Source organism: Nibrella viscosa (assembly GCF_039541875.1).
In the GTDB taxonomy this organism is placed as follows: Bacteria; Bacteroidota; Bacteroidia; order Cytophagales; family Spirosomataceae; genus Nibrella; species Nibrella viscosa.
Window position 1 is genome coordinate 340602 of sequence record NZ_BAABHB010000003.1, and the last position, 20148, is coordinate 360749.

At 53.9% G+C, this 20148-nt stretch carries 20 protein-coding genes; 3 read left to right on the top strand and 17 right to left on the bottom strand.

Annotation, left to right across the window (positions count from 1 at the left end; genetic code table 11):
- The first annotated feature begins 80 nt into the window (after nt 1–80).
- The gene (locus tag ABD931_RS09975) at nt 81–695 is read left to right on the top strand and encodes an NADPH-dependent F420 reductase (RefSeq protein ID WP_345266538.1); all 615 of its coding nucleotides are present in this window, start codon (nt 81–83) and stop codon (nt 693–695) included.
- Between the two features lie 3 nt (nt 696–698).
- Here the strand turns inward: ABD931_RS09975 and ABD931_RS09980 are convergent, their stop codons facing one another.
- The 7 genes from ABD931_RS09980 to ABD931_RS10010 all read right to left on the bottom strand — a co-directional run bounded on the left by ABD931_RS09980 (nt 699) and on the right by ABD931_RS10010 (nt 7119).
- On the bottom strand, nt 699–1244 hold the full coding sequence (locus ABD931_RS09980; RefSeq protein WP_345266540.1) for a hypothetical protein: 546 nt from the start codon (nt 1242–1244) through the stop codon (nt 699–701).
- 133 nt (nt 1245–1377) lie between these two features.
- The gene (locus ABD931_RS09985; RefSeq protein ID WP_345266541.1) at nt 1378–2289 is read right to left on the bottom strand and encodes an alpha/beta hydrolase family protein; all 912 of its coding nucleotides are present in this window, start codon (nt 2287–2289) and stop codon (nt 1378–1380) included.
- Between the two features lie 231 nt (nt 2290–2520).
- Nucleotides 2521–2931, bottom strand: coding sequence for a hypothetical protein (locus tag ABD931_RS09990; RefSeq protein WP_345266543.1), 411 nt, complete (start codon nt 2929–2931; stop codon nt 2521–2523).
- Nucleotides 2932–2980: 49 nt separating this feature from the next.
- Nucleotides 2981–3286 (bottom strand): hypothetical protein, encoded by a 306-nt coding sequence (locus tag ABD931_RS09995; protein WP_345266545.1) that lies wholly within the window; start codon nt 3284–3286, stop codon nt 2981–2983.
- A 64-nt stretch (nt 3287–3350) separates the two neighbouring features.
- Nucleotides 3351–4748, bottom strand: coding sequence for an alkaline phosphatase family protein (locus ABD931_RS10000; RefSeq protein WP_345266547.1), 1398 nt, complete (start codon nt 4746–4748; stop codon nt 3351–3353).
- Entirely contained in the window at nt 4748–5965 is a 1218-nt protein-coding gene (eboE, locus tag ABD931_RS10005; RefSeq protein WP_345266549.1) for a metabolite traffic protein EboE, read from the bottom strand. The genes ABD931_RS10000 and eboE overlap by 1 nt, the downstream gene beginning before the upstream one ends.
- On the bottom strand, nt 5962–7119 hold the full coding sequence (locus ABD931_RS10010) for a 3-dehydroquinate synthase (protein ID WP_345266551.1): 1158 nt from the start codon (nt 7117–7119) through the stop codon (nt 5962–5964). Before ABD931_RS10010 ends, eboE begins: the two co-directional genes overlap by 4 nt.
- Before the next feature lie 193 nt (nt 7120–7312).
- Between ABD931_RS10010 and ABD931_RS10015 the strand changes: the two genes are divergently transcribed.
- Nucleotides 7313–7798, top strand: coding sequence for a DUF3106 domain-containing protein (locus ABD931_RS10015; RefSeq protein WP_345266553.1), 486 nt, complete (start codon nt 7313–7315; stop codon nt 7796–7798).
- A gap of 63 nt (nt 7799–7861) precedes the next feature.
- Here ABD931_RS10015 and eboC read toward each other — a convergent pair whose 3' ends face one another.
- The 7 genes from eboC to tamL all read right to left on the bottom strand — a co-directional run bounded on the left by eboC (nt 7862) and on the right by tamL (nt 16328).
- Nucleotides 7862–8737, bottom strand: a complete 876-nt coding sequence (eboC, locus tag ABD931_RS10020; RefSeq protein ID WP_345266555.1) for a UbiA-like protein EboC — start codon at nt 8735–8737, stop codon at nt 7862–7864.
- A 79-nt stretch (nt 8738–8816) separates the two neighbouring features.
- Nucleotides 8817–9251 (bottom strand): preprotein translocase subunit SecG, encoded by a 435-nt coding sequence (gene secG, locus ABD931_RS10025; RefSeq protein ID WP_345266557.1) that lies wholly within the window; start codon nt 9249–9251, stop codon nt 8817–8819.
- 47 nt (nt 9252–9298) lie between these two features.
- Nucleotides 9299–10147 (bottom strand): DUF8458 domain-containing protein, encoded by an 849-nt coding sequence (locus ABD931_RS10030; protein ID WP_345266559.1) that lies wholly within the window; start codon nt 10145–10147, stop codon nt 9299–9301.
- Between the two features lie 57 nt (nt 10148–10204).
- Nucleotides 10205–10795, bottom strand: a complete 591-nt coding sequence (gene lptE, locus ABD931_RS10035) for an LPS assembly lipoprotein LptE (protein WP_345266561.1) — start codon at nt 10793–10795, stop codon at nt 10205–10207.
- Nucleotides 10785–12125 (bottom strand): sigma-54 interaction domain-containing protein, encoded by a 1341-nt coding sequence (locus ABD931_RS10040; protein WP_345266563.1) that lies wholly within the window; start codon nt 12123–12125, stop codon nt 10785–10787. Before ABD931_RS10040 ends, lptE begins: the two co-directional genes overlap by 11 nt.
- 83 nt (nt 12126–12208) lie before the next feature.
- Complete coding sequence (gene miaB, locus ABD931_RS10045; protein ID WP_345266565.1) at nt 12209–13615, bottom strand: tRNA (N6-isopentenyl adenosine(37)-C2)-methylthiotransferase MiaB; 1407 nt, start codon at nt 13613–13615, stop codon at nt 12209–12211.
- A gap of 112 nt (nt 13616–13727) precedes the next feature.
- The gene (tamL, locus tag ABD931_RS10050; protein ID WP_345266567.1) at nt 13728–16328 is read right to left on the bottom strand and encodes a translocation and assembly module lipoprotein TamL; all 2601 of its coding nucleotides are present in this window, start codon (nt 16326–16328) and stop codon (nt 13728–13730) included.
- On the opposite strand from tamL, the gene ABD931_RS10055 reads away from it, so the two are divergent.
- Nucleotides 16327–17085, top strand: coding sequence for a TrmH family RNA methyltransferase (locus ABD931_RS10055; protein WP_345266569.1), 759 nt, complete (start codon nt 16327–16329; stop codon nt 17083–17085). The genes tamL and ABD931_RS10055 overlap by 2 nt on opposite strands.
- Before the next feature lie 15 nt (nt 17086–17100).
- On the opposite strand, the gene ABD931_RS10060 is transcribed toward ABD931_RS10055, so the two are convergent.
- The 3 genes from ABD931_RS10060 to ABD931_RS10070 all read right to left on the bottom strand — a co-directional run bounded on the left by ABD931_RS10060 (nt 17101) and on the right by ABD931_RS10070 (nt 20144).
- A complete protein-coding gene (locus ABD931_RS10060) occupies nt 17101–17895 on the bottom strand; it encodes a queuosine precursor transporter (protein WP_345266571.1) in 795 nt (264 codons plus the stop codon).
- A gap of 43 nt (nt 17896–17938) precedes the next feature.
- Nucleotides 17939–19150, bottom strand: a complete 1212-nt coding sequence (locus ABD931_RS10065) for a pyridoxal phosphate-dependent aminotransferase (protein WP_345266573.1) — start codon at nt 19148–19150, stop codon at nt 17939–17941.
- A 136-nt stretch (nt 19151–19286) separates the two neighbouring features.
- Entirely contained in the window at nt 19287–20144 is an 858-nt protein-coding gene (locus ABD931_RS10070; protein ID WP_345266575.1) for an alpha/beta fold hydrolase, read from the bottom strand.
- Between the last annotated feature and the right edge of the window lie 4 nt (nt 20145–20148).

Here is a 20148-nt window from a genome sequence, read left to right on the forward strand (position 1 = left end):
AGTTAGCTCGCGCAAGCCCAACTCTTCACTCTTAATTCATAACTCTTAACTCCTTCTTCCCATCATTCCCTTTAAAAAACATGAATATCGCTGTAATTGGTACTGGAAATGTTGGCGGTGCTTTGGCCCAGGCCTGGGCTAAAGCCGGCCATACTGTGCGATTAGGGGTACGGAACCCTGAATCGTACAAAGGAAAAGAAGACCTGGAGACGGCAGCGGCCATTTCGGCCCATTCCATTCCGGAGGCTGTGGCTCAATCAGCGGTGGTACTGATTGCTATTTATCCGCAGGGCACTAAAGAACTCGTGGAGACTATGGGCGACGTTAGCCAGAAAGTCATTATCGATGCCATGAACTCACTGCAGACCCGCCCCGAGCCCTATAACAATACCACGGAAGCCCTGCTGGACTGGACCAACTGCAAAGACGTAGTGAAGTGCTTTAACACGACCGGCTACGTCAACATGCTCGATCCGGTATACAACGGAGAGGGTGTCGATATGTTTATGGCGGGTGACAGCCAGAAAGGCAAAGAGGTTGCCATGCAACTGGCCAAAGACGCTGGTTTTGGTAACTGTTATGATGTGGGTGGAAACGATAAGTTTGGCCTGCTCGAACAACTGACGGCCCTCTGGATTAGTCTGGCTATGACCCAAAACAACTGGAATATTGCCTTTAAACTCCTGAAGCGCTAACCGCTATTTGGGTGTTGAGGTGGGCGAGCCGGCGCTGCTGACTTTCATATTGACCACATTCCAGCACGAGACCGTTTCTTCGCTTTTGCACTCAAACATGGCAAATTCCTGCACATCGGGGTCCAGCCGTTTAAAATACAGCACAAAGTCGACCTTGTCGCCCGCATGAACCGAGCGGTCCTGGGGCGACAGGGGTATCCCCTCCGCCTTGACAAACGAGTAGGTCCGAACACCGTCGGCGGCTACCAGTTTAGCATCTGGCCGGAAGGAGATACTGCTGGCACCGGAGGAATAAGGGCCGTTGTTGCTGTATGTCATATACAGCACCGTATAGTTACTGGTAAGGCGAATGTCGTTCACCCGGATGCTGGGGTCATTGGTTTGTCCCAGGCCATTGGTAGGGTCGGGGAGCAGGCGCTTCCGGGCGACTTCCCGCACCCCAGAGGGCATGTAGTATTCGCCTTCATCGTTGGGCGTATTCTGGGGCAGTTGCTGCGTCGTGCTACAGGCCGACAGCAGCGTCAGGAGGAAGATACCAAAACGCTTCATATGCCTCGTTGATTGGTTAAATAGTTGCGTGGTTCATCGGCTGATTCGTTAACCGGGACCAGGCAGGCAACCAGTTACTAATTAACCAAAATAAGGGCAGATTGCCTTTCCAGAGGCTGAAAAATTTAGGCCACTAACTATTTTCTTCCGAAGAGAAGCCTTGTAACTTGTCGTTTAAGAAACGAAGGATGTCTTCGGGAAGCCGGGTATGAAAGTGCTCCCGGTCAAAGCCGGGCGGATCGGTAGCGGGGAGAAAGTTTGGGTTCTGCATCGCCGGCGGAAACGGGCTTATAAACGAAAAGTGCCCGGCATTCTCAATCACCCGTACAGTTACCTGCGACGAATCAGGAACGCCATTGACAATTACATCGGCGTTCCAGGCCGGGGTATAGGGATCGTGCTCTGCCTGGAGCAAAAGAATGGGAGCCGTTACCCTGGCCAATGCATTCGGTGCATTAAACCAACCCGCAGAGGGGGCCATCAGCACCAGAGCTTTGACCCGGAAATCATGCTGAACGGCTACCGGTTCTCCGGCCCGGGTCCAGGGTTGCCCTCCTGCCACTACCAGCGCTGTGTACCCACCGAAGGAGTGACCAATTACCGCGATCTTATCTGAATCGATCTGCCTGCCAACTGTCTCGTCGGCAAGTAGCGCGTCCATGGTCATACTGAGGTGTCTGGGCCTGTATTGCAGATTTTCGACTTTATCCCCTAAGGAGTTGTCGTTGCGGTTATTGCCATAATGCTCCAGCATTGCCACGATATACCCATGCCGCGCCAGATGCATACTGATGGTCCGGTACAGCAAATGCGAGCCGCTATTACCATGGGAAATAATTACGAGCGGAAACCGTCCCTTGCTAACCGCTGCTTCTGGACTTACATCCATCGTGTACGGCCCAAACGCGGTTGGTGCTGAGGGGGTATGCGTAGGATAGTGGACTAAAACGGGAAAGGAAGGGCCATTGGATTCATCCGTAACCTGTAATTGGCGGCTACCGACGAAAGGGTGTGGTAGGGTATGGGGCATTTTGTATTCATTCATCCGTAATTGCGCCAGATCATCGTTATGCGCCAGGCTTTACTGTCGATTCTGTTTTACGCTTGTTGAAGTAATCAACTATTTCAGCTTTGGCCAATTTAGTTAACGTTTGGTTCAATCTGTTACGCGGCTCTCGCATAAATTGCACAGCATCGAATGGTTTTCCGTTGGGTGCTCAGTCTTCGTCTTATTTTTTAAATTCTCTTAGTGAGCGGATTTATATTACTTATTGCATTAATGATATAGCTGAGGGAAATCAGAAAAGTCTTTTACGTACTTTGTAAAGTCCTGGCCTGAGCATTCAACCCGCCCACCCGCGTAAGAAAAGTAAAAAGTTAAGTTGCCGTTTGCTTCAGAGCCGACATGATTAGCTTCAAAATGGTCCAGTAAATAATCCTGACGGATAATCACTGGTTTTGTCCATTCATCGTTATGCCTGACAATAAAAACATAATGAACAAGAATAGTTGTAATATTACGGAGGTTCTTTAAGGAAACATTGAATTTTCCGCTAAACCCTGATTCTCTTCTGGTAGACGTTGACGTTTTAACCTGTGCTCTCCTTAATGTTCCATTATCGTCCTGGACTACGAAAATGTCGTCACCGGTATCAACTTCGGGAATAGCAACGTTCCAGCCGAGCATTAAAAACTAGGACATGATGGTTAGATGTCCCGCTTTTCCTAAATACTGGTTAAACTTTTTCGTCACGTGGCGTTACTCTGTGTAGAATAGTTCCTGTTTGTGTATCAACAAATTGAACTTCGTCTAACTTCTTCAAATCACTCTCATCATTAACCCCTAACAGTGCAGGATAGATGTGATTCTCAAGTTTGTCCACGTAAACTTCAAAGTCACTTTTTGTATCGTAGCTTACAAAAACAGTATTAGCAGGATGCGCATTTGGAAGTAGTTTTTTTATAAATGCACGGATGGTCGGCGTAATACTGAACGAGTATCCATCCATTTGCTTATTTACATGTATACGGATTGTGTTCATTGTTGGAAATGTTGTGCTCGAAAGCATATTAACTTATGCTTACCCCTACTCTCAAATATACATTTTATTTTACGATTTGTTTGCTGCCCTCCAACACCCCAGTGCCCATCATTTCCCATATCCGGCCGTATACATCTATGGCGGATAAAGGTTTGCCGTCAGAGTGGTTGCTGACGAAAACAGGGTGGTGTTCGGGGGCAGTGCCGATGCGGCCGTGGGAGCCTTTGATGAGCGTGGCATCCAGCGAAATGACGTTCATCAGGTAGCGGAAGCCCAGCTTTTTGCGCATCAGCTTGTAGCCCGCTTTCAGCTTGATCATTGGGTTGGCTTCGTCCATAAACATCTCCACGGGATCGTAGCCAGGCTTTTTATGGATCTCTACGGTACGGGCATAATCCGGTGCTTTGCTATCGTCGAGCCAGTAGTAGTAGGTAAACCAGCTTTCGGCATCGGCCATGACAACCAGGTCACCGGCGCGTTCGTGGTCGATGTGGTGCTCACGCTTGCCGGCTTCGTCCAGGATGAGTTCAAGGCCGGGCGTTTTTTCCAGAAGGGCGCGGACCTGCGCTGTGCAGGAAGGATCATTGATGTAGATATGCGCTATCTGATGGTCGGCCACGACAAACGCCCGCGAGGCTCCGGCATCCAGCAGTTCCAGGCCACGCTCCTCGCGTATCTGAAGTAAACCCGCTTCCCGGAAGGCCCGGTTCAGGTGAATGGGCCGGCTGACGTTGGTAATGCCGTATTCGGAGAGGACAATCACCTCGGCTCCCTGCTTTTCGTAGTACTGAATCAGGTCACGGCAGACATCGTCAATCTCCCCCAGTTCCCGGCTGTTTTTCGAGTTGTTCTGCCCGAACTTTTGCAGGCAGTAATCCAGGTGGGGCAGGTAAATAAGCGTCAGCGTGGGGTTATGCCACTGATCTACCAGCATAGAGGCATCGGCAATCCACCGCGTCGATTTGATATTGGCCCCCGGTCCCCAGAACTGGAACAAAGGAAACGTACCCAGGGCCTGTTGCAGCCGGTCGCGCAGGTCGGCGGGGTGGCTGTAGCAATCGGGCATTTTGCGGCCGTCGGCCAGGTACTGCGGGCGGGGCGTTACCGAGAAATCGGCGGTGGCGTACATATTGTACCACCAGAACATCTTCGAGACGGTGAACGAAGGGTTCAGCCTGCGGGCGTTGTCCCAGATTTTCTCGCCCTGCACCAGTTTGTTCGACTGCTTCCAGAACTTTACCTCGCTGTCGGTGCGATCGTACCAGCCGTTACCCACAATGCCATGTTCGCCCGGCCACTTGCCTGTTACGTAGGTAGACTGTACCGATGTAGTAACGGCCGGAAGCATGGGGTCAATGGTAGACAATTTCTTGCCGGCTACCCAGTTTTTCAGGAAAGGCGTATGCTCACCAATCAGCGATGACGACAAGCCTACTACATCAATGACGACAGTCTTTTTCATTATTCATTATTCATTTCTTCCAAAACCCACTTCAGCTCCCGCACAATGGAGTCGTTGATGGGCATTTTCAAGCCTTCGGGCAGGACTTCCCAGGTGTAGGTTTCGGCTTCCAGTTGTTCGGTAAACGGTTGTTCTTTCTGGAGCCGGAGAACCTCCGCGATATCTGACTGGGTGGATTGCAACCGGCCGTAATCCGATACGAAAATAGGCACATGGAAGTGCGACCGCCATTCGGCATGCGCCGGGCCAAAGGCAGCCAGCGCTTCGGGCAGATCGGGGTAGCGGGAGAGTTCGCCGGCTGCGTTCGTGGCGACAACCTGGTGTAGGTACGTCGGCTCGTTGAACCGGGTGAACTCCTGCCGGAGCAGTTCCCGGCCTTCTTTGTCCGGCGGAAAGGTTGCCTTCAGGGCCGCACTGATCTGGATTTTGCCGACCCGAAGCTTGTTCTTCTTCAGCTTATCCAGCACCTCGTCCGGGCGCTCAAAACCGACGGCAAAATGGCAGACATCGTAGCACAACTGCACGTGTTCGCGAAGGGCTTCTTCGGCTTCGTCTACCGTCATGCCGAAAATGGCGTTCAGCCGTTCGATGCCGATGGGCCGCAGGTACTGGTTAAACCAGTCGATGAATTCATCGGCGGTTTCCAGCACACCGTCCGGCTCCGGCTCAATGTCGAGGTGCATACTGACGCCTTTCCCCTGCCTGATCCGGACCAGTTCTTCCACCACATCCATCAGACTCTGCGTAGTGGCTTCGTAAATGCGGTCGCGTTCCCAGCGATCAGCCCAGTTGAACCAGTGGCGGTAGGAGAGGGGCGAGGTCGATACCCCGCCCGCCATGCCCGCCGGCAGCAGGTCGGCCAGCAGCCGGAACAGGCGAATGGTATACTGGACGCGGTCTTCGGTAGTCCAGTCGGGCTTGTGAACTTCATCTTTGACCCGCACCCGGTGAAATCCGCCGAACGGAAAGCCGTTCATGGTAAAAACGTACAGGTTATTATCGGCCAGCCACTGCTTAAACTCCTTTAAGCGCTCGTCGTAGCAAAGCTCCTGACTCGCAACATCTGATAACCGCAGCCCCAAACCAAAGGGGGCACCGGGCGAGAGTTGCTGTTTGATGCCGGGGAGTGCCCGCTGCAGGGCCATAAAATGATCCGACCAATGTTCGCCGGCGTGGATATTGGTGCAGTAACTCAGGTGTCCTAAGGACGTTTTCATACCGGTTGCGTTTCGGTTTCGCGTAAGAAGGCGATCGACTGCCGGACGAGTTCGGCGTCGATTTCGTGGACTTCGACACCCCGGCCGATGGCTTTCAGTAACAGGATAGTCAACCGGCCGCCCAGGTGTTCCCGGAACTCGGTGAGGCCCCGCAGGATACCTTCGCTGTTGTCGGCATCCAGGGCCGGGTGGTAGAGCGAAAAGCCCAGCGTCCGCAGCAGATTCAGGATACGGTTCAGATCATCATCGGCCAGCCAGCCGATGCGGTTGGCGTACAGGCAGTCGAGCGCCATACCAATGGCGACTGCTTCCCCGTGCCGAACCTCAAAATCGGTGAGGTACTCCAGCTTATGCGCACTCCAGTGGCCGAAGTCCAGCGGTCGCGACGAACCCATCTCAAACGGGTCGCCCCCGGCAATATGCTGAATGTGCAGCTCGGCGCAGCGGTGTACCAGGTGCTTCATCGCTTCCAGATCGCGGTGGGCCAGGGCATGCGCATCGGCCTCCATCCGCTCAAAGAAAGTCGGGTCTTTGATGAGGGCTACCTTAACGGCTTCTGAGATTCCCGCCCGCCAGTCACGGTCGTCGAGCGTCGTCAAAAACTGAAAATCGTTAAACACCGCAACCGGAGGAACAAAGGTGCCGAGGAAGTTTTTCTTACCCCGGTAATTGACCCCGTTCTTTACACCAACGCCGGAGTCGTTCTGCGACAGTACGGTAGTTGGTATACGAATATGCCGGATACCCCGGTGTGAAATGGCAGCCGCATAGCCCACCAGATCCAGCACCGACCCCCCACCAATACACACAACGTACGAATGCCGGTCGATACTGTACTGATCCACGGCCGCAATCAGCCGGTCGACCAGCGCCGGATCGTTTTTAGCCTGTTCACCGCCCGGCACCGTAATGAACTCAGGGATCAGTTGCACAACGTTTTGCGTGGCAAAGTAAGCGGTGATTGCTGCAGGGAGCTGGGGATGATACGGTATTACGCCCTCATCGAAAATGAACAGCGCTTTCTTCTGAAACCCTTCGGTATGCTGCCGTTTAAAAAAGTTTAAAAGCAGCGGGTTGGCCGGCTCGAACAGGTGTTCGGTAAAGTGTACCGGGTAGGTAAACCGAACGCTGAACGACTGCTGTATGGAATTCATAATCTGGTGTCTTGTCTATTAATCCTCAAAAATACCCAAAAATTAAACGGTTTTCTACACCTCAACAGTTCAAATGAAAGATCTTAAATCTTAAAATAGCTAAGACATCGATTAAACCTTTTTACTCTACAAATATCCAAGAATACGAAAAGCGCAACCAATGGCGCCTGTGTACATACCTAATAAATAACGCATGAAACGTAACTTGTTGATTGCCGCCGTAACGGCCACCTTTTTTACCGTAGGGGCCTACGCCCAGACTCAACCGAAGAACAATAACCAGGCCGGCCGCCGTGGAGACCGTACCGAAGCACAGAAGGCTCGTAAGGAGAAACTGGATGCCATGGCGCCCGAAGAGCGGAAGGCTTTTCTGGAGACCCGCAAAAAGCAACAGGAAGAGCGGCTGGCTTCGCTGACGCCGGAGCAGCGCGAGCTGTTTAAGCGCCGGCATGAGCTGCGCCAGAAATTTGATAAAATGACTCCCGAGGAGAAAGAAGCGTTTCGGAAGCAGATGAAGGCGCAGTGGGAATCCATGACGCCCGAACAGCGCGAGGCCGTTAAGCAGACCCACCGGAAAGAGATGCAGGAGCAGTGGAGTTCAATGACGCCCGAGCAACGGGAGCAAGCTAAAGCGAAGATGAAGGAGCGTCGGGCAAAGCACACCCACCGTAACAGTTAAGGGGTGATTGTTGCCATAGTGAGAAGGTGAAAATCCTGCCCGGCTTCCGGGCAGGATTTTTTGTTACGTTACCGCAAAGGCCCTGGCCAGCAGGCGGGAGAGGGGCAGCAGACAAACCACCAGCAACGCCAGCGGAAACGAAGCAAAAGCCGCTACCCAGACGGCATCCATCACGATCATGGATAAGACGCCGGCCTTGACGGCCATGCCAATGTTACGGCCGACCGGCTCGCGCACCGCCCGCCAGAGGGGAGGGAAGACAAAATAACTGAAGACCAACAGGAAGGGAAAAGCCGTGCCGAGTTGCTGCTGCCGCAGGGCAATGGCGGCAATACCGGCTATAACCAGTCCGTAAAGCAACCCTGCCAGCCGTAACGTTCCGGTGTTACCGCCGTGAACCTCGCCCTGGCTAATCATGGTAATGGCGGCAATATAGATAACCGGAATGATACCAACCCAGGCCCAGGGCTGCACTTGTTCGGGGAGCACACTTACCCCAAGTAACAGATTGAGGCCCCGGCAAAGGCCCATGTTGAGTGGTCCCAGCAGGGCGTGGTGCTTGCCGTATTTGTCATAGACAACAGCCGCAACGGCAATGGCAATTGCCAGTATACCGGCTGGGGTATTTACCAGGAAGGCGGCACCAATACCCATCAGCAGCAGCAGAATACCCCAGCCGGTGGCGGTCTCTTTGCTAACCACGCCACTGGGGATTGGCCGCTCGGGGCGCTCCACGGCATCCAGTTCTGCATCAAAGACATCGTTCAGAACAACCCCGCCCCCATACAGACCGATGGTCGACAGGCACAGCCAGAGAACCGGCCCAAAAGCGGCCCTCGGGTCGGTCAGGTAGCCGGCAATAGCCATACCGGCCAGAACATCGGCAACGGCGGTGATGAGGTTAGCCGGGCGGGTAAGCCGGAGCAGAGCAATCAGCATAACGTAGGTAACAGCCGGTAGTAGGTTAAACAAAAAGGCTGCCTTGTCTGAGGCAGCCTTTGCAATGCTAATGCCGTTTTTACTGATTCTGGTTCGGTTGCGGAGCCGGAGCCTGTTGCGCACCCGGCGCAACTGCTCCCGGAGTGGTAGCTCCCGGAGTGGTAGCTCCCGGCGCAGCGGCTCCCGGAGCCGGCTGGGTTGGAGCCGGGGTGAGCCCCCCCCCCGGAGCGCTCTTGGTTTGAGCGCGTTCTACGTTTACGCTGTTGACCTGGGTGCCGGTGGTATCTTTATCCACCATGATGTACGAAGCCAGCGTCAGGACCATAATACCCACGCCCAGACCCCAGGTGATTTGCTCCAGCAGGTCGGTGGTTTTCTTTACGCCCATCAGCTGGTTAGAACCCAGACCGCCGAATTCGCCCGATAGCCCTCCGCCTTTGGAGTTCTGAATCAGCACGATGAGAATCAGCAGGACAGTTAAAATACAAATAATGACGATAGTTGCCGTTACCATAAAATTGTTAAAGCTTTTATGTTAATCAGGGAATTCAGCCTTCTTAACTACTTTTTGGAGAGCGCCTGGCTTTCTTTTAATTCACCGATTTTTGCCGCAAAGTACGCGCTTTTTTCCGGATTTTTCAACATTAGTTTCTCATATATTTCTATCGCCTTCGCTGTCTTGCCCTGTTTCAGCATGATCCGGGCCAGGCTTTCGGTGGCGAATCCGTCGAGGGTTTCGTGGTTCCGGCGCGTTAGATCTTCCTGCTCAGGCTGCTCCTCAAGTTTAGACCGAATGGGAGAAATCCGGGGCTCGTTCTTAATAAAGGTTTCTATGATCTCTTTCTGCACCGCCAGCATCGGATTGGCCACCGGGGTCTCGGCAACGGGAGCCGGCTCAGGGGTGACCTGCTGCTCCAGATCGTTTTGCAGGGTTGTCTCCGTCAGCGTCGAATCATCCACAATGGGAATAGGTTCGGCTGGTTCAGGGTCTTTGTGGAAAACCGGATCGGCAAACTGAAGCAGCGGAAGTTTTGGAAAACTGTCTCGTAAGCCGGTCCCTGTTTTCGATTTAAACAGGGCGTAACTCTCCTGCTGATAATCTTCCGGAATGGGTACATGCCGCTGCGACAGCTCATTGAGCTTCGACAGCAGGTTGTCGGACCACTGAAATTCATTATCAATTAGTTTACGGAGCGCATTCCGGCTCAGGGCATGAGCGGCCGCCTGCCGCGCAAACGTAATGGTTTGTCCTTTCTGGTGGAGCGATGCTGCCTTGGCCGTAAGTGTATAGAGAGCCTGACAATAGGGGTAAGCATCCAGGCTTTCCTGTAACAGCCGGAAATCGGTTGCCGTCAGGTCATCGGGATGAGTGACCCAATAAGAGAATGTTTCCTTATCGAGGGGTTGCATGTGATTGGTATCGGGTTGGCCGTTGCGCTAGCCGAAAATACGGATTAAAGCGAAAATTTACCAGTCGGCGGCCGTTTTATTAAAAATATCCAATACGATCTGGTCCAGGATTTTGGGAACCAGCCGGCTTTCGTTCTGGTCAAGTGTCTGATTCTGCGGAAAGTCCTGGTAAAACGAGAATGACTGGTCGAAATTTTTACTTTCGTCTTTGCTGTTCACAAAACGCGCCTGCACCGTTATCTGGAGCCGGTTCAGGCCGGCCTGATCCTGGGCTGTAGGGGCAATGGCCAGCAGGTCGTAGCCGGTAATGGAGCCTTCCAGCACCAGATCGCCCCCGCTCGGTACTACCTTCAGACTGGTATAGCGCTGGTAGTATTCTTTTAGCCGTTCGTTGAGGTTGATGGCCAGGTTGGCCGGCCCACCCGCCGTCTGCATGGCAAAGTTGGTGATGGTAATGCTCTTCAGATCCGGCGACAGTGTGGTACCGGTGAAGGAGTATATGCCGCAGGAGGAAATTAAGAGTGAAGAGCTAAGAGTTAAGAATAATAAGAAAAGACGCCTGATGCGTGAACGGTTAAGCTTCAATTCATAACTATCAATTCTTGACCGCCGGGCGACCCCGTCATAATTCTTGACTCTATTCTTCATCAATTTCATACTGTTTTATCTTCCGGTATAACGTTCGCTCGGAGATGCCAAGTGCCTGGGCGGCATACTTTCGCTTGTTGTTGTTGCGCCGGAGGGCTTTGATAATCATTTCCTTTTCTTTGCGCTCCAGCGAGAGTGAATCGTCTTCTTCCGTTTCGTGGGTGATGTCTTCTACGGTCACCTCGTTCTTATCCTCAACGTCTTCATAGTTGCCGTAGGGCTCCGAGTTAAGATTGGTAACCGGTGGAGGCAGCAGTTTGGCCAGATGAGCCTCGGCGTCGGCTTCCTGACCGGTCGGGTATGGCTTATCCGCCGGCCGGTCATGTTGCAGGGTTTCGAACAGGTCTTTGTGGTTGTTGAGTATCTGGCGACCGTACTGCTCGTGGTTCAGCACGTCCAGCACCAGCTTTTTCAGGTCGTTCATGTCCCGGCGCATGTCGAACAGCACTTTATACAGCAGCTCCCGTTCGGTGAAGTTGTCGCCGGTACTTCCCTGTGGCTGCGGAAAAACCATCGGCATCCGGTTGGTTTGCTGCGGCTGCGGCAGATAACGGGCCAGCGTTTCGGCGTCGACGGCCTTGCTGTGGTCTGTTTCCAGAATCGAAATCTGCTCGGCAATATTCTTCAGTTGCCGGATATTGCCCGGAAACGGGTACTGCAACAGCGCCTGTTTGGCGGCTTCGGTAAGCTGCAGCGGGTTGATGCGGTAACGTTCGGCAAAATCGGTGGTGAACTTCCGGAACAGCAGTTCAATATCGTCACCGCGCTCCCGTAACGGTGGTACATAGATGGGCACGGTATTTAACCGGTAGTACAGATCTTCGCGAAACTTCCCCTTGCCGACGGCATCCAGCAGGTTAACGTTGGTAGCGGCCACCACGCGCACATCTGTTTTCTGCACCTTTGAGGAGCCCACGCGGATAAATTCGCCGTTCTCCAGTACGCGCAGCAGCCGGGCCTGGGTGCCCAGCGGCATTTCGCCGATCTCGTCCAGAAAGATGGTACCCCCGTTGGTGGTTTCAAAATAGCCTTTGCGCTGGTCAACGGCACCCGTAAACGAGCCTTTTTCGTGACCAAACAGTTCGGAGTCGATGGTACCCTCCGGAATAGCTCCGCAGTTGATGGCAATAAACTGCCCGTGCTTGCGGTGGCTGAGCGAATGGATAATTTTAGAAAACGATTCTTTCCCGCTGCCGCTCTCGCCCGTAATCAGCACCGTCAGGTCGGTGGCCGACACCTGAATCGCTACATTGATGGCGTAGTTCAGCGCGGGGGCATTTCCAATAATACCGAAGCGTTGTTTAACGCTCTGAACCTCTTGTAAATTCATATTTAGTTTGAGCCGGGCGGCCGGTGCCGTTTGAGGTTTGAGGTTTGAGGTTGCTTCGCTATTTTAACGTCAAACCTCAAACCTCAAACGATTTCACCTATCAAAGTTGCCGCCGTGCAGTCGGTGATGAGTACGTTGACGTATTGGCCTTTCTGCAGGTTGCCTTTTGGGAATACCACCATCTTGTTCTGGTCGTTGCGGCCGCAGAACTGCTCGTCGGAGCGTTTGGATGTACCCTCGATCAGCACTTTCTGCACGTTGCCGATATGCCGCCGGTTGCGCTCCAGCGACATGTTACGTTGCAGGGCAATGATTTCGTTCAGCCGGCGGATTTTTACCTCGTGCGGCACGTCGTCGGCGTACTTTTTGGCGGCCAGGGTGCCGGGGCGCTCCGAGTAGGCAAACATATAGCCGTAATCGTACCGGGCGTATTCCATCAGCGAAAGCGTATCCTGGTGTTCCTCCTCTGTTTCGGAGCAGAAGCCGGCAATCATATCGTGCGAAATTCCGCAGTCTTCACCCAGAATGGCCCGGATGCGGTCGATCTTCTGCATATACCACTCCCGGTCGTAGGTACGGTTCATCAGCTTCAGAATCCGGCTGTTGCCGCTTTGGGCGGGCAGGTGGATGTATTTGCAGATGTTGTCGTACTTCGCCATGGTGTGCAGCACCTCGTCGGTAATGTCTTTGGGGTGCGAGGTCGAGAACCGGACCCGCAGATCCGGATGCACCTGGGCTACCTGTTCGAGCAGTTGGGCAAAGGTGACGGTTTCCCATTTATAACTGTCTACATTCTGGCCCAGCAGCGTTACCTCTCGGTAGCCGTTTTCGTAGAGATCCCGGGCTTCGTTGACAATGGAGTGGGCATCGCGGCTGCGCTCGCGGCCGCGGGTGAACGGCACCACGCAGAACGAGCACATATTGTCGCAGCCCCGCATGATGGAGATAAATGCCGTGACACCGTTGGAGTTCAGCCGGATCGGCGAAATATCGGCGTAGGTCTCCTCGCGGGACAGAAACACGTTTACGGCTTTCTGCCCTGAATCGGCTTCCTCTACCAGTTTCGGAATATCGCGGTACGCATCCGGACCAGCCACAATGTCTACAATCTTTTCTTCTTCCAGCAGCTTCGCTTTTAGTCGCTCAGCCATGCAGCCCAGCATACCTACCAGCAGGGCCGGTTTCTGTTTTTTCAGCACGTTGAGCTGCTTCAGGCGGTTGCGCACTTTCTGCTCCGCATTGTCGCGGATGGCGCAGGTATTCAGGAAGATCAGGTCGGCTTCCTCAGCAACGGAGGTAGTGGCAAAACCGGCGTTCCGCATCACGGCCGCTACAATCTCACTATCGGAGAAGTTCATCTGACAGCCGTAACTTTCGATATACAGCCGCTTTTTGCCAATGGCCAGTTCCTCTTCCGACACCCGTGGCAGGTCACAGGCCACTTTATCTTCAGGTTGTAATATACTTAGTGTTTCTGCTACGCGTTCCATAAAAGTACCCCGGAGTTGTATTTTCGGGAGAATAAGTCAAAACCGGAATGTAATTCCGGCGTACAAACTCCCACAAAATTACAAGAAAATTCAGAGAATTGCTGCCAAAATGTCAGAAAGGATAGCCGATCCCGAAGTTTACAATCAGCGGGTTGGGTCCGTTGAACATCCGGTTAAAGGCAAACTTGGGCAGAATAAACCGTTCGTTTACGTACACGCCTTCGGTGGTGGTAAAGCGCCGGGCGGGGTCGTAAACTTTAATGGCTCCGTCGAACCGGATAATGAAGAAAGAGAAGTCCAGCCGTAAGCCCACACCGGTCCCTACGGCCAGTTCGCTGAAGAAGTTGTTGACATAGAAACGGTCGGCCGGGCTGCGGGCATTCTGCCGAAACCGCCAGACATTGCCGACATCAACAAAGAAGGCGCCGTTGACATCGGCTCCCAGGTGAAACAACCGGCCCCGCAGTTCGGCCGATCCTTCCAGCAGTATATCGCCAGGTTGTTCAAAGCTGTAGTCGAACCGGTAATCGTCATCGGCCGGCGCAGGAAACGGCTGCCCACTGGCGTCGGTGCGGGGATAGGCGGAACCAGGACCAAGCCTGCGCGGACGCCAGGCCCGGACACTGTTGCTGCCGCCCGCAAAAAAAAGCTTTTCGTAGGGGGCGGTTCCGTTGGCACCGTACCCATATACAATACCGGAGTTGACCCGGAAGGCCAGGGTGGTGTACGTGCGTAAGGGAGCATAATGCCGGTAATCGACATTGGCCCGCAGATACTTATAAAACTGCAGGTCGTTGAAGGTCTTAGACAGCTCTTCAATCCGCTGCCTGCTCAGCAGGTTCAGCGTAGTACCGCCCGATTCGATGCCCAGGCGCAGGAAGTTAGCCTTTCGGTTTTGGCCGACCACGTTGGTGTTGTAGGTGTAGGTCAGACTGATATTGGAGGCAAAGGCATTGATAAAACTGTTGAGGATGGTGCTGCCCTGCTGGGCCTGATCTTCCAGGAACGAACGGAATGTCTGACCGAACTCGTCGCTTTTAAAACTGGCGCGGAGCAGGTTGATGTCGGCGACCAGAAACGTGAACTGCCGGTTGGGAGCCGGCTGCCAGTTATACGCCAGGGTAGAACGCAGGTTGGTCCGGATAAACTCCGGCCGGTTGGTGAAATTGTACCCCAGACTTATCTGCGTACGCGGGTTGGAGTTGCTGAACAGGAAGCGGTATTTTCCCGGAAACAGAATATGCGGAAAAATAAGGGAGGTATTGATCCCCAGCTCCTGAGCAAAATAGGCCCGTTCGGTGCTGAAGCCGGCCTGAGCCTCAAAACCGTACCGGAACGATGTTTCGAGGGTTTCCAGGCCACCCAGTACGTTGCGGACCCGCAAAGACAGATTGCCGAACGGGCCGGGAATACCCTGCCCCTGGTAGAGTACCGATACGCCCCCTTCCACGGTCATTTCGTATTTGTCGAGGGGAGTGGCCACAATTTCGGTGCGCAGCCGCCGGTTGGTAGTATCGGTGAAGTTGATATTGGCAAACTTGAACTGGTTGAGCAGAAACAACTGCCGCTGGGTTTCGCGCAGGTCGTTCTGCCGGTAGAGTTGCCCCGGCCGCAGCCGGATCTTGGTGTCGAGCAGCCGGGTGGCATATAGCCGACCGTCCAGCAAATACCGGATGCCGTTCTGGCTGACGGTGTCCAGCGCCTGAGTGGCCGGTGGTGCGGTTTCGTCCCGGCTGATAACAAAGCGCACGTCGCCGATATGGTAGGTGTAATGCTGCGACTGACCGGGTGGATTCAGGATCTTCACCCACATATCGACAAACCGGCCCGCGGTATCCAGGCTGTTGTTGATGGACGAATCCGGTTCAAACTGAATGTATTGGCGGCTAAAGGTATAATAGCCGTTGTTGCGCAGGAGTTCTTCAATACGGACCCGCTCATTGCTGAGTTTGGCTTCATCGTACCGGGCGCCGACTTTCAACAGCGAATTGGCGGCCGATTGCCGCACCAGGGAGTCGACCTGAGCATCCTCAATTTCGTATGCAATCCGCCGAAGCCGGTATGGAGTTTTTTCGGAGATGAGGTAGATGACCCGGATACGCCGTTCCAGCAGGGTATCCAGCCGGTAGCTGGTCTGGGCGTTGAAAAACCCTTTGCTGAACAGGTAGGCCTTTAGTTTGGCGGCATTGGCCTGAGCATCCCGCTCGTAGAAATACACGGGCGGTTCGCCCAAAGTTCGCATGACCCAGTTGCCTTCTTCGGCTTTTCGGCGCAGGCGTTTGATCTGCCGGGTGTAGCGTTTCTCAAGACGCTGCCGCTCGCGGGTGCCTTCGGGCAGTTGCTGTTTTTTCTGCTCAAATTCGGTAGTTTTGGCCTGCAAGGCTTTTAGCACCGTATCGCGGTTATAGCCACTGGCACCTAGCTCGTAAATCCAGAGACCGGGCGTAAAGGGCAGTCGCAATATCCGGCGATTGGGCTTCTGGGGAATCAGGCTTTCCAGTTCTTCGCTGGAGATGACCCGGTTACCCCGCACGGTCTGGTTGTATAACAAGTATTCCCTCGGCGTCAGTCGCTGACTGGTAAGGCAACCGGATAAGCCCGAAAGGAGAGCAAACAGGAGAATACACGTACGAATCACGAGATACATCCGGCAGCGGCAGGGGCGTACCCAGCCTGTTTCGCCGTTCGGCTCTCGTACCATATCGCTATTCATGCTTTCAAAAAATCTGTCCAAATACGTTCAGTCGCTGCATCAGAAAAAGTACCGGCAGGAGCACGGGGCTTTTCTGGTTGAAGGTGCCAAAAGTGTCCGGGAGGTGCTGCTATCCGGGTTTCAGGTAGAGATACTCCTGATAACCGATCAATTTTACAAAGAAAACGACCTACTCCCACACAACCAACGACCCCGCACCGAATTTGTTACACCGGCGGAGCTGGAACGCGTAGGAACGCTGGCGAGTAACAATACGGCCCTGGCCGTTGTAAAAACCAGGGAAAACCGGCCCTTAGCTGCCGAACCCGGCGAACTGGCGCTGGTGCTGGACGATGTTCGGGACCCCGGAAACCTGGGCACCATTCTGCGTATTGCTGACTGGTACGGCATTCGCAAAATCATCTGCTCAGATACCACCGCCGATGTGTACAATCCGAAGGTCATATCGGCCAGCAAGGGCTCTTTCACCCGCGTCGACTGGTGGTATGGCGACCTTGTTGCCTGGCTGAAACAACAGCCGGATATTCCGGTATATGGCGCATTTCTGGACGGCGGCAACGTGCACCAGACCGCGTTTGGTGGTACCGGTTACCTGGTCATGGGCAATGAGTCTAACGGTATCAGCCCTGAGGTGGCTGCGCTGGTTTCCCGGCGGGTTACTATACCCCGGTACGGCGGAGCCGAGTCGCTGAACGTTGGGATCGCCACCGCTATTATTCTGGATAACTGGCGGAGGGGGCACCCCCTAGCCCCCTGAAAGGGGTAAACTGCCTTACATAAAGCTACTCATAGCCGCTTCGTTGGCCAGCTCCTCGGCATGTTCTTTGCCCAGGTACTTATCGATGAAATAATGGGCTACGTACAGCAGGGGCGTGAGCAGGATGGCCGTTGTAAACTTATAGATATAATTGATGATACCCACCGCCAGCACCTGCTGTACCGACCAGTTGCCAAACACAAAAAAGGCGATGTAAAGCACCACAAAGCTGTCGACAAGCTGCGATACAAGGGTCGACCCAGTGGCCCTCAGCCAGATTTTGCGGCTGCCGGTAATCTTCCGTAAGGCCTGGAAAATCGAAGCGTCGAGCAATTGCCCGATCAGAAAGGCTGTCAGTGAGCCCAGAATAATGCCCAGCCCCTGCCGGAAAATCATGCCGAAGGCGTTGTTGATATTAATGGGCCGGCCGGCGGTGTCGGTGGCATTGACCTCCAGCCAGAACTGAGCCGGCGGAAGCACCGTGACCGCGTAAATAACAAAAAAACTGTAGGCAATAAACCCGGCGGTCAGGAACGAAATACGCCGGACACCCGCCTTGCCGAAGTACTCATTGATAATGTCGGACGTAACAAAGACAAACGGCCAGATTACAGCCCCGGCTGTCAGGTTAAAATCGAGTACGAAATCGCCGAAGAGCCGGATCTGAGCCGGTCGTACGCCCAGCAGCGATTCGCCCGAGAAAATCTTGACGCCAATTATCTCGGCCACCAGCGCATTGGTGAGGAAAATGGCGCTCAGGAAGATGTAGAGATTGGTGCGTTTGTTGGTAAATGAATAAATAGCCGCCATTTAGTTCGTTTGAAGTTTAAGGTTCGACGTTAAACTAGTTAGCTTATTTTCGTTTACTCTCCAGAAAAGCGCTGATCCGATCCAGGGCTACGTTCAGTTCATCGACGGTTGGCAGACAGACAATGCGGAAATGATCGTTGTCGATGTAGTTAAATCCACTTCCGGCTACCACCAGAACTTTTTGTTCAGCCAGCAGCTCGTACACAAACGCATTATCATCCGCAAAGGTAAACTGATGGAGGTCTATTTTAGGAAACACATACAGTGCTCCTTTGGGCTTTGCGCAGGTAATACCCGAAATCGCCGTGATGCGCTCGTAGGTCAGGTGAATCTGCTTGTAGAGTCGTCCCGATGGGGCAATCAGGTCATTGATGCTCTGATAGCCGCCCAGGGCGGTCTGGATGGCAAACTGCGTAGGTACGTTGGCGCAAAGCCGCATACTGGCCAGCAGGGTAAGCCCCTCAATGTATGATTTGGCTTTGTGCTTGGCCCCGCTCATAATCAGCCAGCCCCCCCGGAAGCCGGCGGCCCGGTAGTTTTTCGATAAACCGCCCATTGTGATACACAAGGTGTCGTGTACCAGGGTGGCAATCGGATAATGCACCGCGTCGTCGTACAGAATTTTGTCGTAGATCTCGTCGGAGAAGATAATCAGCTGGTGCCGCTCGGCAATCCGGGCAAGACCCTGCAGCACCGACCGGTCGTAAACCGCCCCGGTGGGGTTATTGGGGTTGATGACTACAATGGCGCGGGTGCGGCTGGTAATTTTACTTTCCAGATCCGCCAGATCAGGGTTCCAGTCGGCGGCTTCGTCGCAGATGTAATGAACCGGCTTGCCGCCCGAGAGGGCTACCGACGCAGTCCAGAGCGGGTAATCGGGGGAGGGAATCAGCACCTCGTCGCCTTCGTTGAGCAGGGCCTGCATGGCCAGCAGAATCAGTTCACTGACGCCATTGCCGATGTAAATATCGTTGATGGTTACCCCCGGAATGCCCAGATTCTGGGTGTGGTGCATCACGGCTTTGCGGGCGGCAAACAGGCCCCGGGAGTCGGAATACCCCTGGGCGTTGCGGATGTTCAGGATAATGTCGTGGACGATTTCATCGGGCGCATCAAAACCGAAGGGTGCCGGATTACCAATGTTGAGATTGATGATTTTGTACCCCTGGCTCTCCAGTTCGAGAGCCTTTTCGTACACCGGTCCGCGTATGTCGTATTTAAGGTTATTCAGCCGTTCGCTTTTAAGAATATCCATGCCGGAATCTACACTATTGAAAGTTGGGGCAAAGGTACGGAAATAGTCTGTACTCACTGGCTTTGGCCCGGCTTTGTCTCCACCAACAGGTGATTGGCTATAGTAACTCAACTGGCAGCCAGGGTGCGTATACAGGCTAACGCTCGTCGGTATGGACTGCGGCTTCGAGAATCAGTTCCCGAACCAGGTCGGGATGGGAGTTGGTGATGAGGTGGCCGGCCTCAGGCAGAAAAATAAAATTGGTTTGGGTGTCGGCCAGCACTTGTTTGGCAAAATCCAGATTAGCCGGATCAACCAGCCAGTCGTTGCCGCCCTGCATGACCGTAACCGGCAGGCAGAGACCCGACCAACAGGATTGGAGTTGCTGGAGTTCGGCAGGGTGAGCGTACTTCTCGGCTGTAGCCGTATTGAGCCGCCCGGGCAGAAATAGCTGAACAACCGGCAACTTACCCCATTTGGAGAACCAGAAGAATTTTTCCCGGTCAGGATCAATCGGTGGAGCTACCATCAGCAGGTGCTTTACTTTGTCGGGATACAGCATAGCCAGCCGGGCGGCAATAGGAGCCCCGTAGGAACGACCCAGGACCACCGCCGTCCGGCCCGATTTGTTCAGGCTTAGCGCGTGGGCAATCTGGTGCGCCTGCTGGTCGATACCCGTAAGCGGTTTTCGGCCTTTTCGGGAGTAGCCGTAACCCGGCCGGTCTACCGAGATTAGGTGAAAACGCTGCTGGAGCAGGCTATCGTCGAGCAGCCGCAGGTATCCGTACCAGGCACCGGGAGCCCCATGAATCAGCAGCAGCGGGGGCAGCGTGTCGGGGCCGATCGACGCGCAGAACAGCTTCATGGTGTCATTCTCAAGGGTGTGGTAGACCGGTTTTACCGGCCGGTTGGCGTAGTGTTCCCGAATGTCATTTTCGGTCATACGCCACCGGCGAAAACAGCCCGTCAGCGCTAGCGTCAGCAGGAGTAAAAACAGAAATGGAAGGTGTTTCACACAG

Bases quoted from the DNA above. Each gene is read 5' to 3' on its own strand.
- ABD931_RS09975 (WP_345266538.1), top strand. From the start codon at position 81: ATGAATATCGCTGTAATTGGTACTGGAAATGTTGGCGGTGCTTTGGCC.
- ABD931_RS09980 (WP_345266540.1), bottom strand. From the start codon at position 1,244: ATGAAGCGTTTTGGTATCTTCCTCCTGACGCTGCTGTCGGCCTGTAGC.
- ABD931_RS09985 (WP_345266541.1), bottom strand. From the start codon at position 2,289: ATGAATGAATACAAAATGCCCCATACCCTACCACACCCTTTCGTCGGT.
- ABD931_RS09990 (WP_345266543.1), bottom strand. From the start codon at position 2,931: ATGCTCGGCTGGAACGTTGCTATTCCCGAAGTTGATACCGGTGACGAC.
- ABD931_RS09995 (WP_345266545.1), bottom strand. From the start codon at position 3,286: ATGAACACAATCCGTATACATGTAAATAAGCAAATGGATGGATACTCG.
- ABD931_RS10000 (WP_345266547.1), bottom strand. From the start codon at position 4,748: ATGAAAAAGACTGTCGTCATTGATGTAGTAGGCTTGTCGTCATCGCTG.
- eboE (WP_345266549.1), bottom strand. From the start codon at position 5,965: ATGAAAACGTCCTTAGGACACCTGAGTTACTGCACCAATATCCACGCC.
- ABD931_RS10010 (WP_345266551.1), bottom strand. From the start codon at position 7,119: ATGAATTCCATACAGCAGTCGTTCAGCGTTCGGTTTACCTACCCGGTA.
- ABD931_RS10015 (WP_345266553.1), top strand. From the start codon at position 7,313: ATGAAACGTAACTTGTTGATTGCCGCCGTAACGGCCACCTTTTTTACC.
- eboC (WP_345266555.1), bottom strand. From the start codon at position 8,737: ATGCTGATTGCTCTGCTCCGGCTTACCCGCCCGGCTAACCTCATCACC.
- secG (WP_345266557.1), bottom strand. From the start codon at position 9,251: ATGGTAACGGCAACTATCGTCATTATTTGTATTTTAACTGTCCTGCTG.
- ABD931_RS10030 (WP_345266559.1), bottom strand. From the start codon at position 10,147: ATGCAACCCCTCGATAAGGAAACATTCTCTTATTGGGTCACTCATCCC.
- lptE (WP_345266561.1), bottom strand. From the start codon at position 10,795: ATGAAGAATAGAGTCAAGAATTATGACGGGGTCGCCCGGCGGTCAAGA.
- ABD931_RS10040 (WP_345266563.1), bottom strand. From the start codon at position 12,125: ATGAATTTACAAGAGGTTCAGAGCGTTAAACAACGCTTCGGTATTATT.
- miaB (WP_345266565.1), bottom strand. From the start codon at position 13,615: ATGGAACGCGTAGCAGAAACACTAAGTATATTACAACCTGAAGATAAA.
- ABD931_RS10055 (WP_345266569.1), top strand. From the start codon at position 16,327: ATGCTTTCAAAAAATCTGTCCAAATACGTTCAGTCGCTGCATCAGAAA.
- tamL (WP_345266567.1), bottom strand. From the start codon at position 16,328: ATGAATAGCGATATGGTACGAGAGCCGAACGGCGAAACAGGCTGGGTA.
- ABD931_RS10060 (WP_345266571.1), bottom strand. From the start codon at position 17,895: ATGGCGGCTATTTATTCATTTACCAACAAACGCACCAATCTCTACATC.
- ABD931_RS10065 (WP_345266573.1), bottom strand. From the start codon at position 19,150: ATGGATATTCTTAAAAGCGAACGGCTGAATAACCTTAAATACGACATA.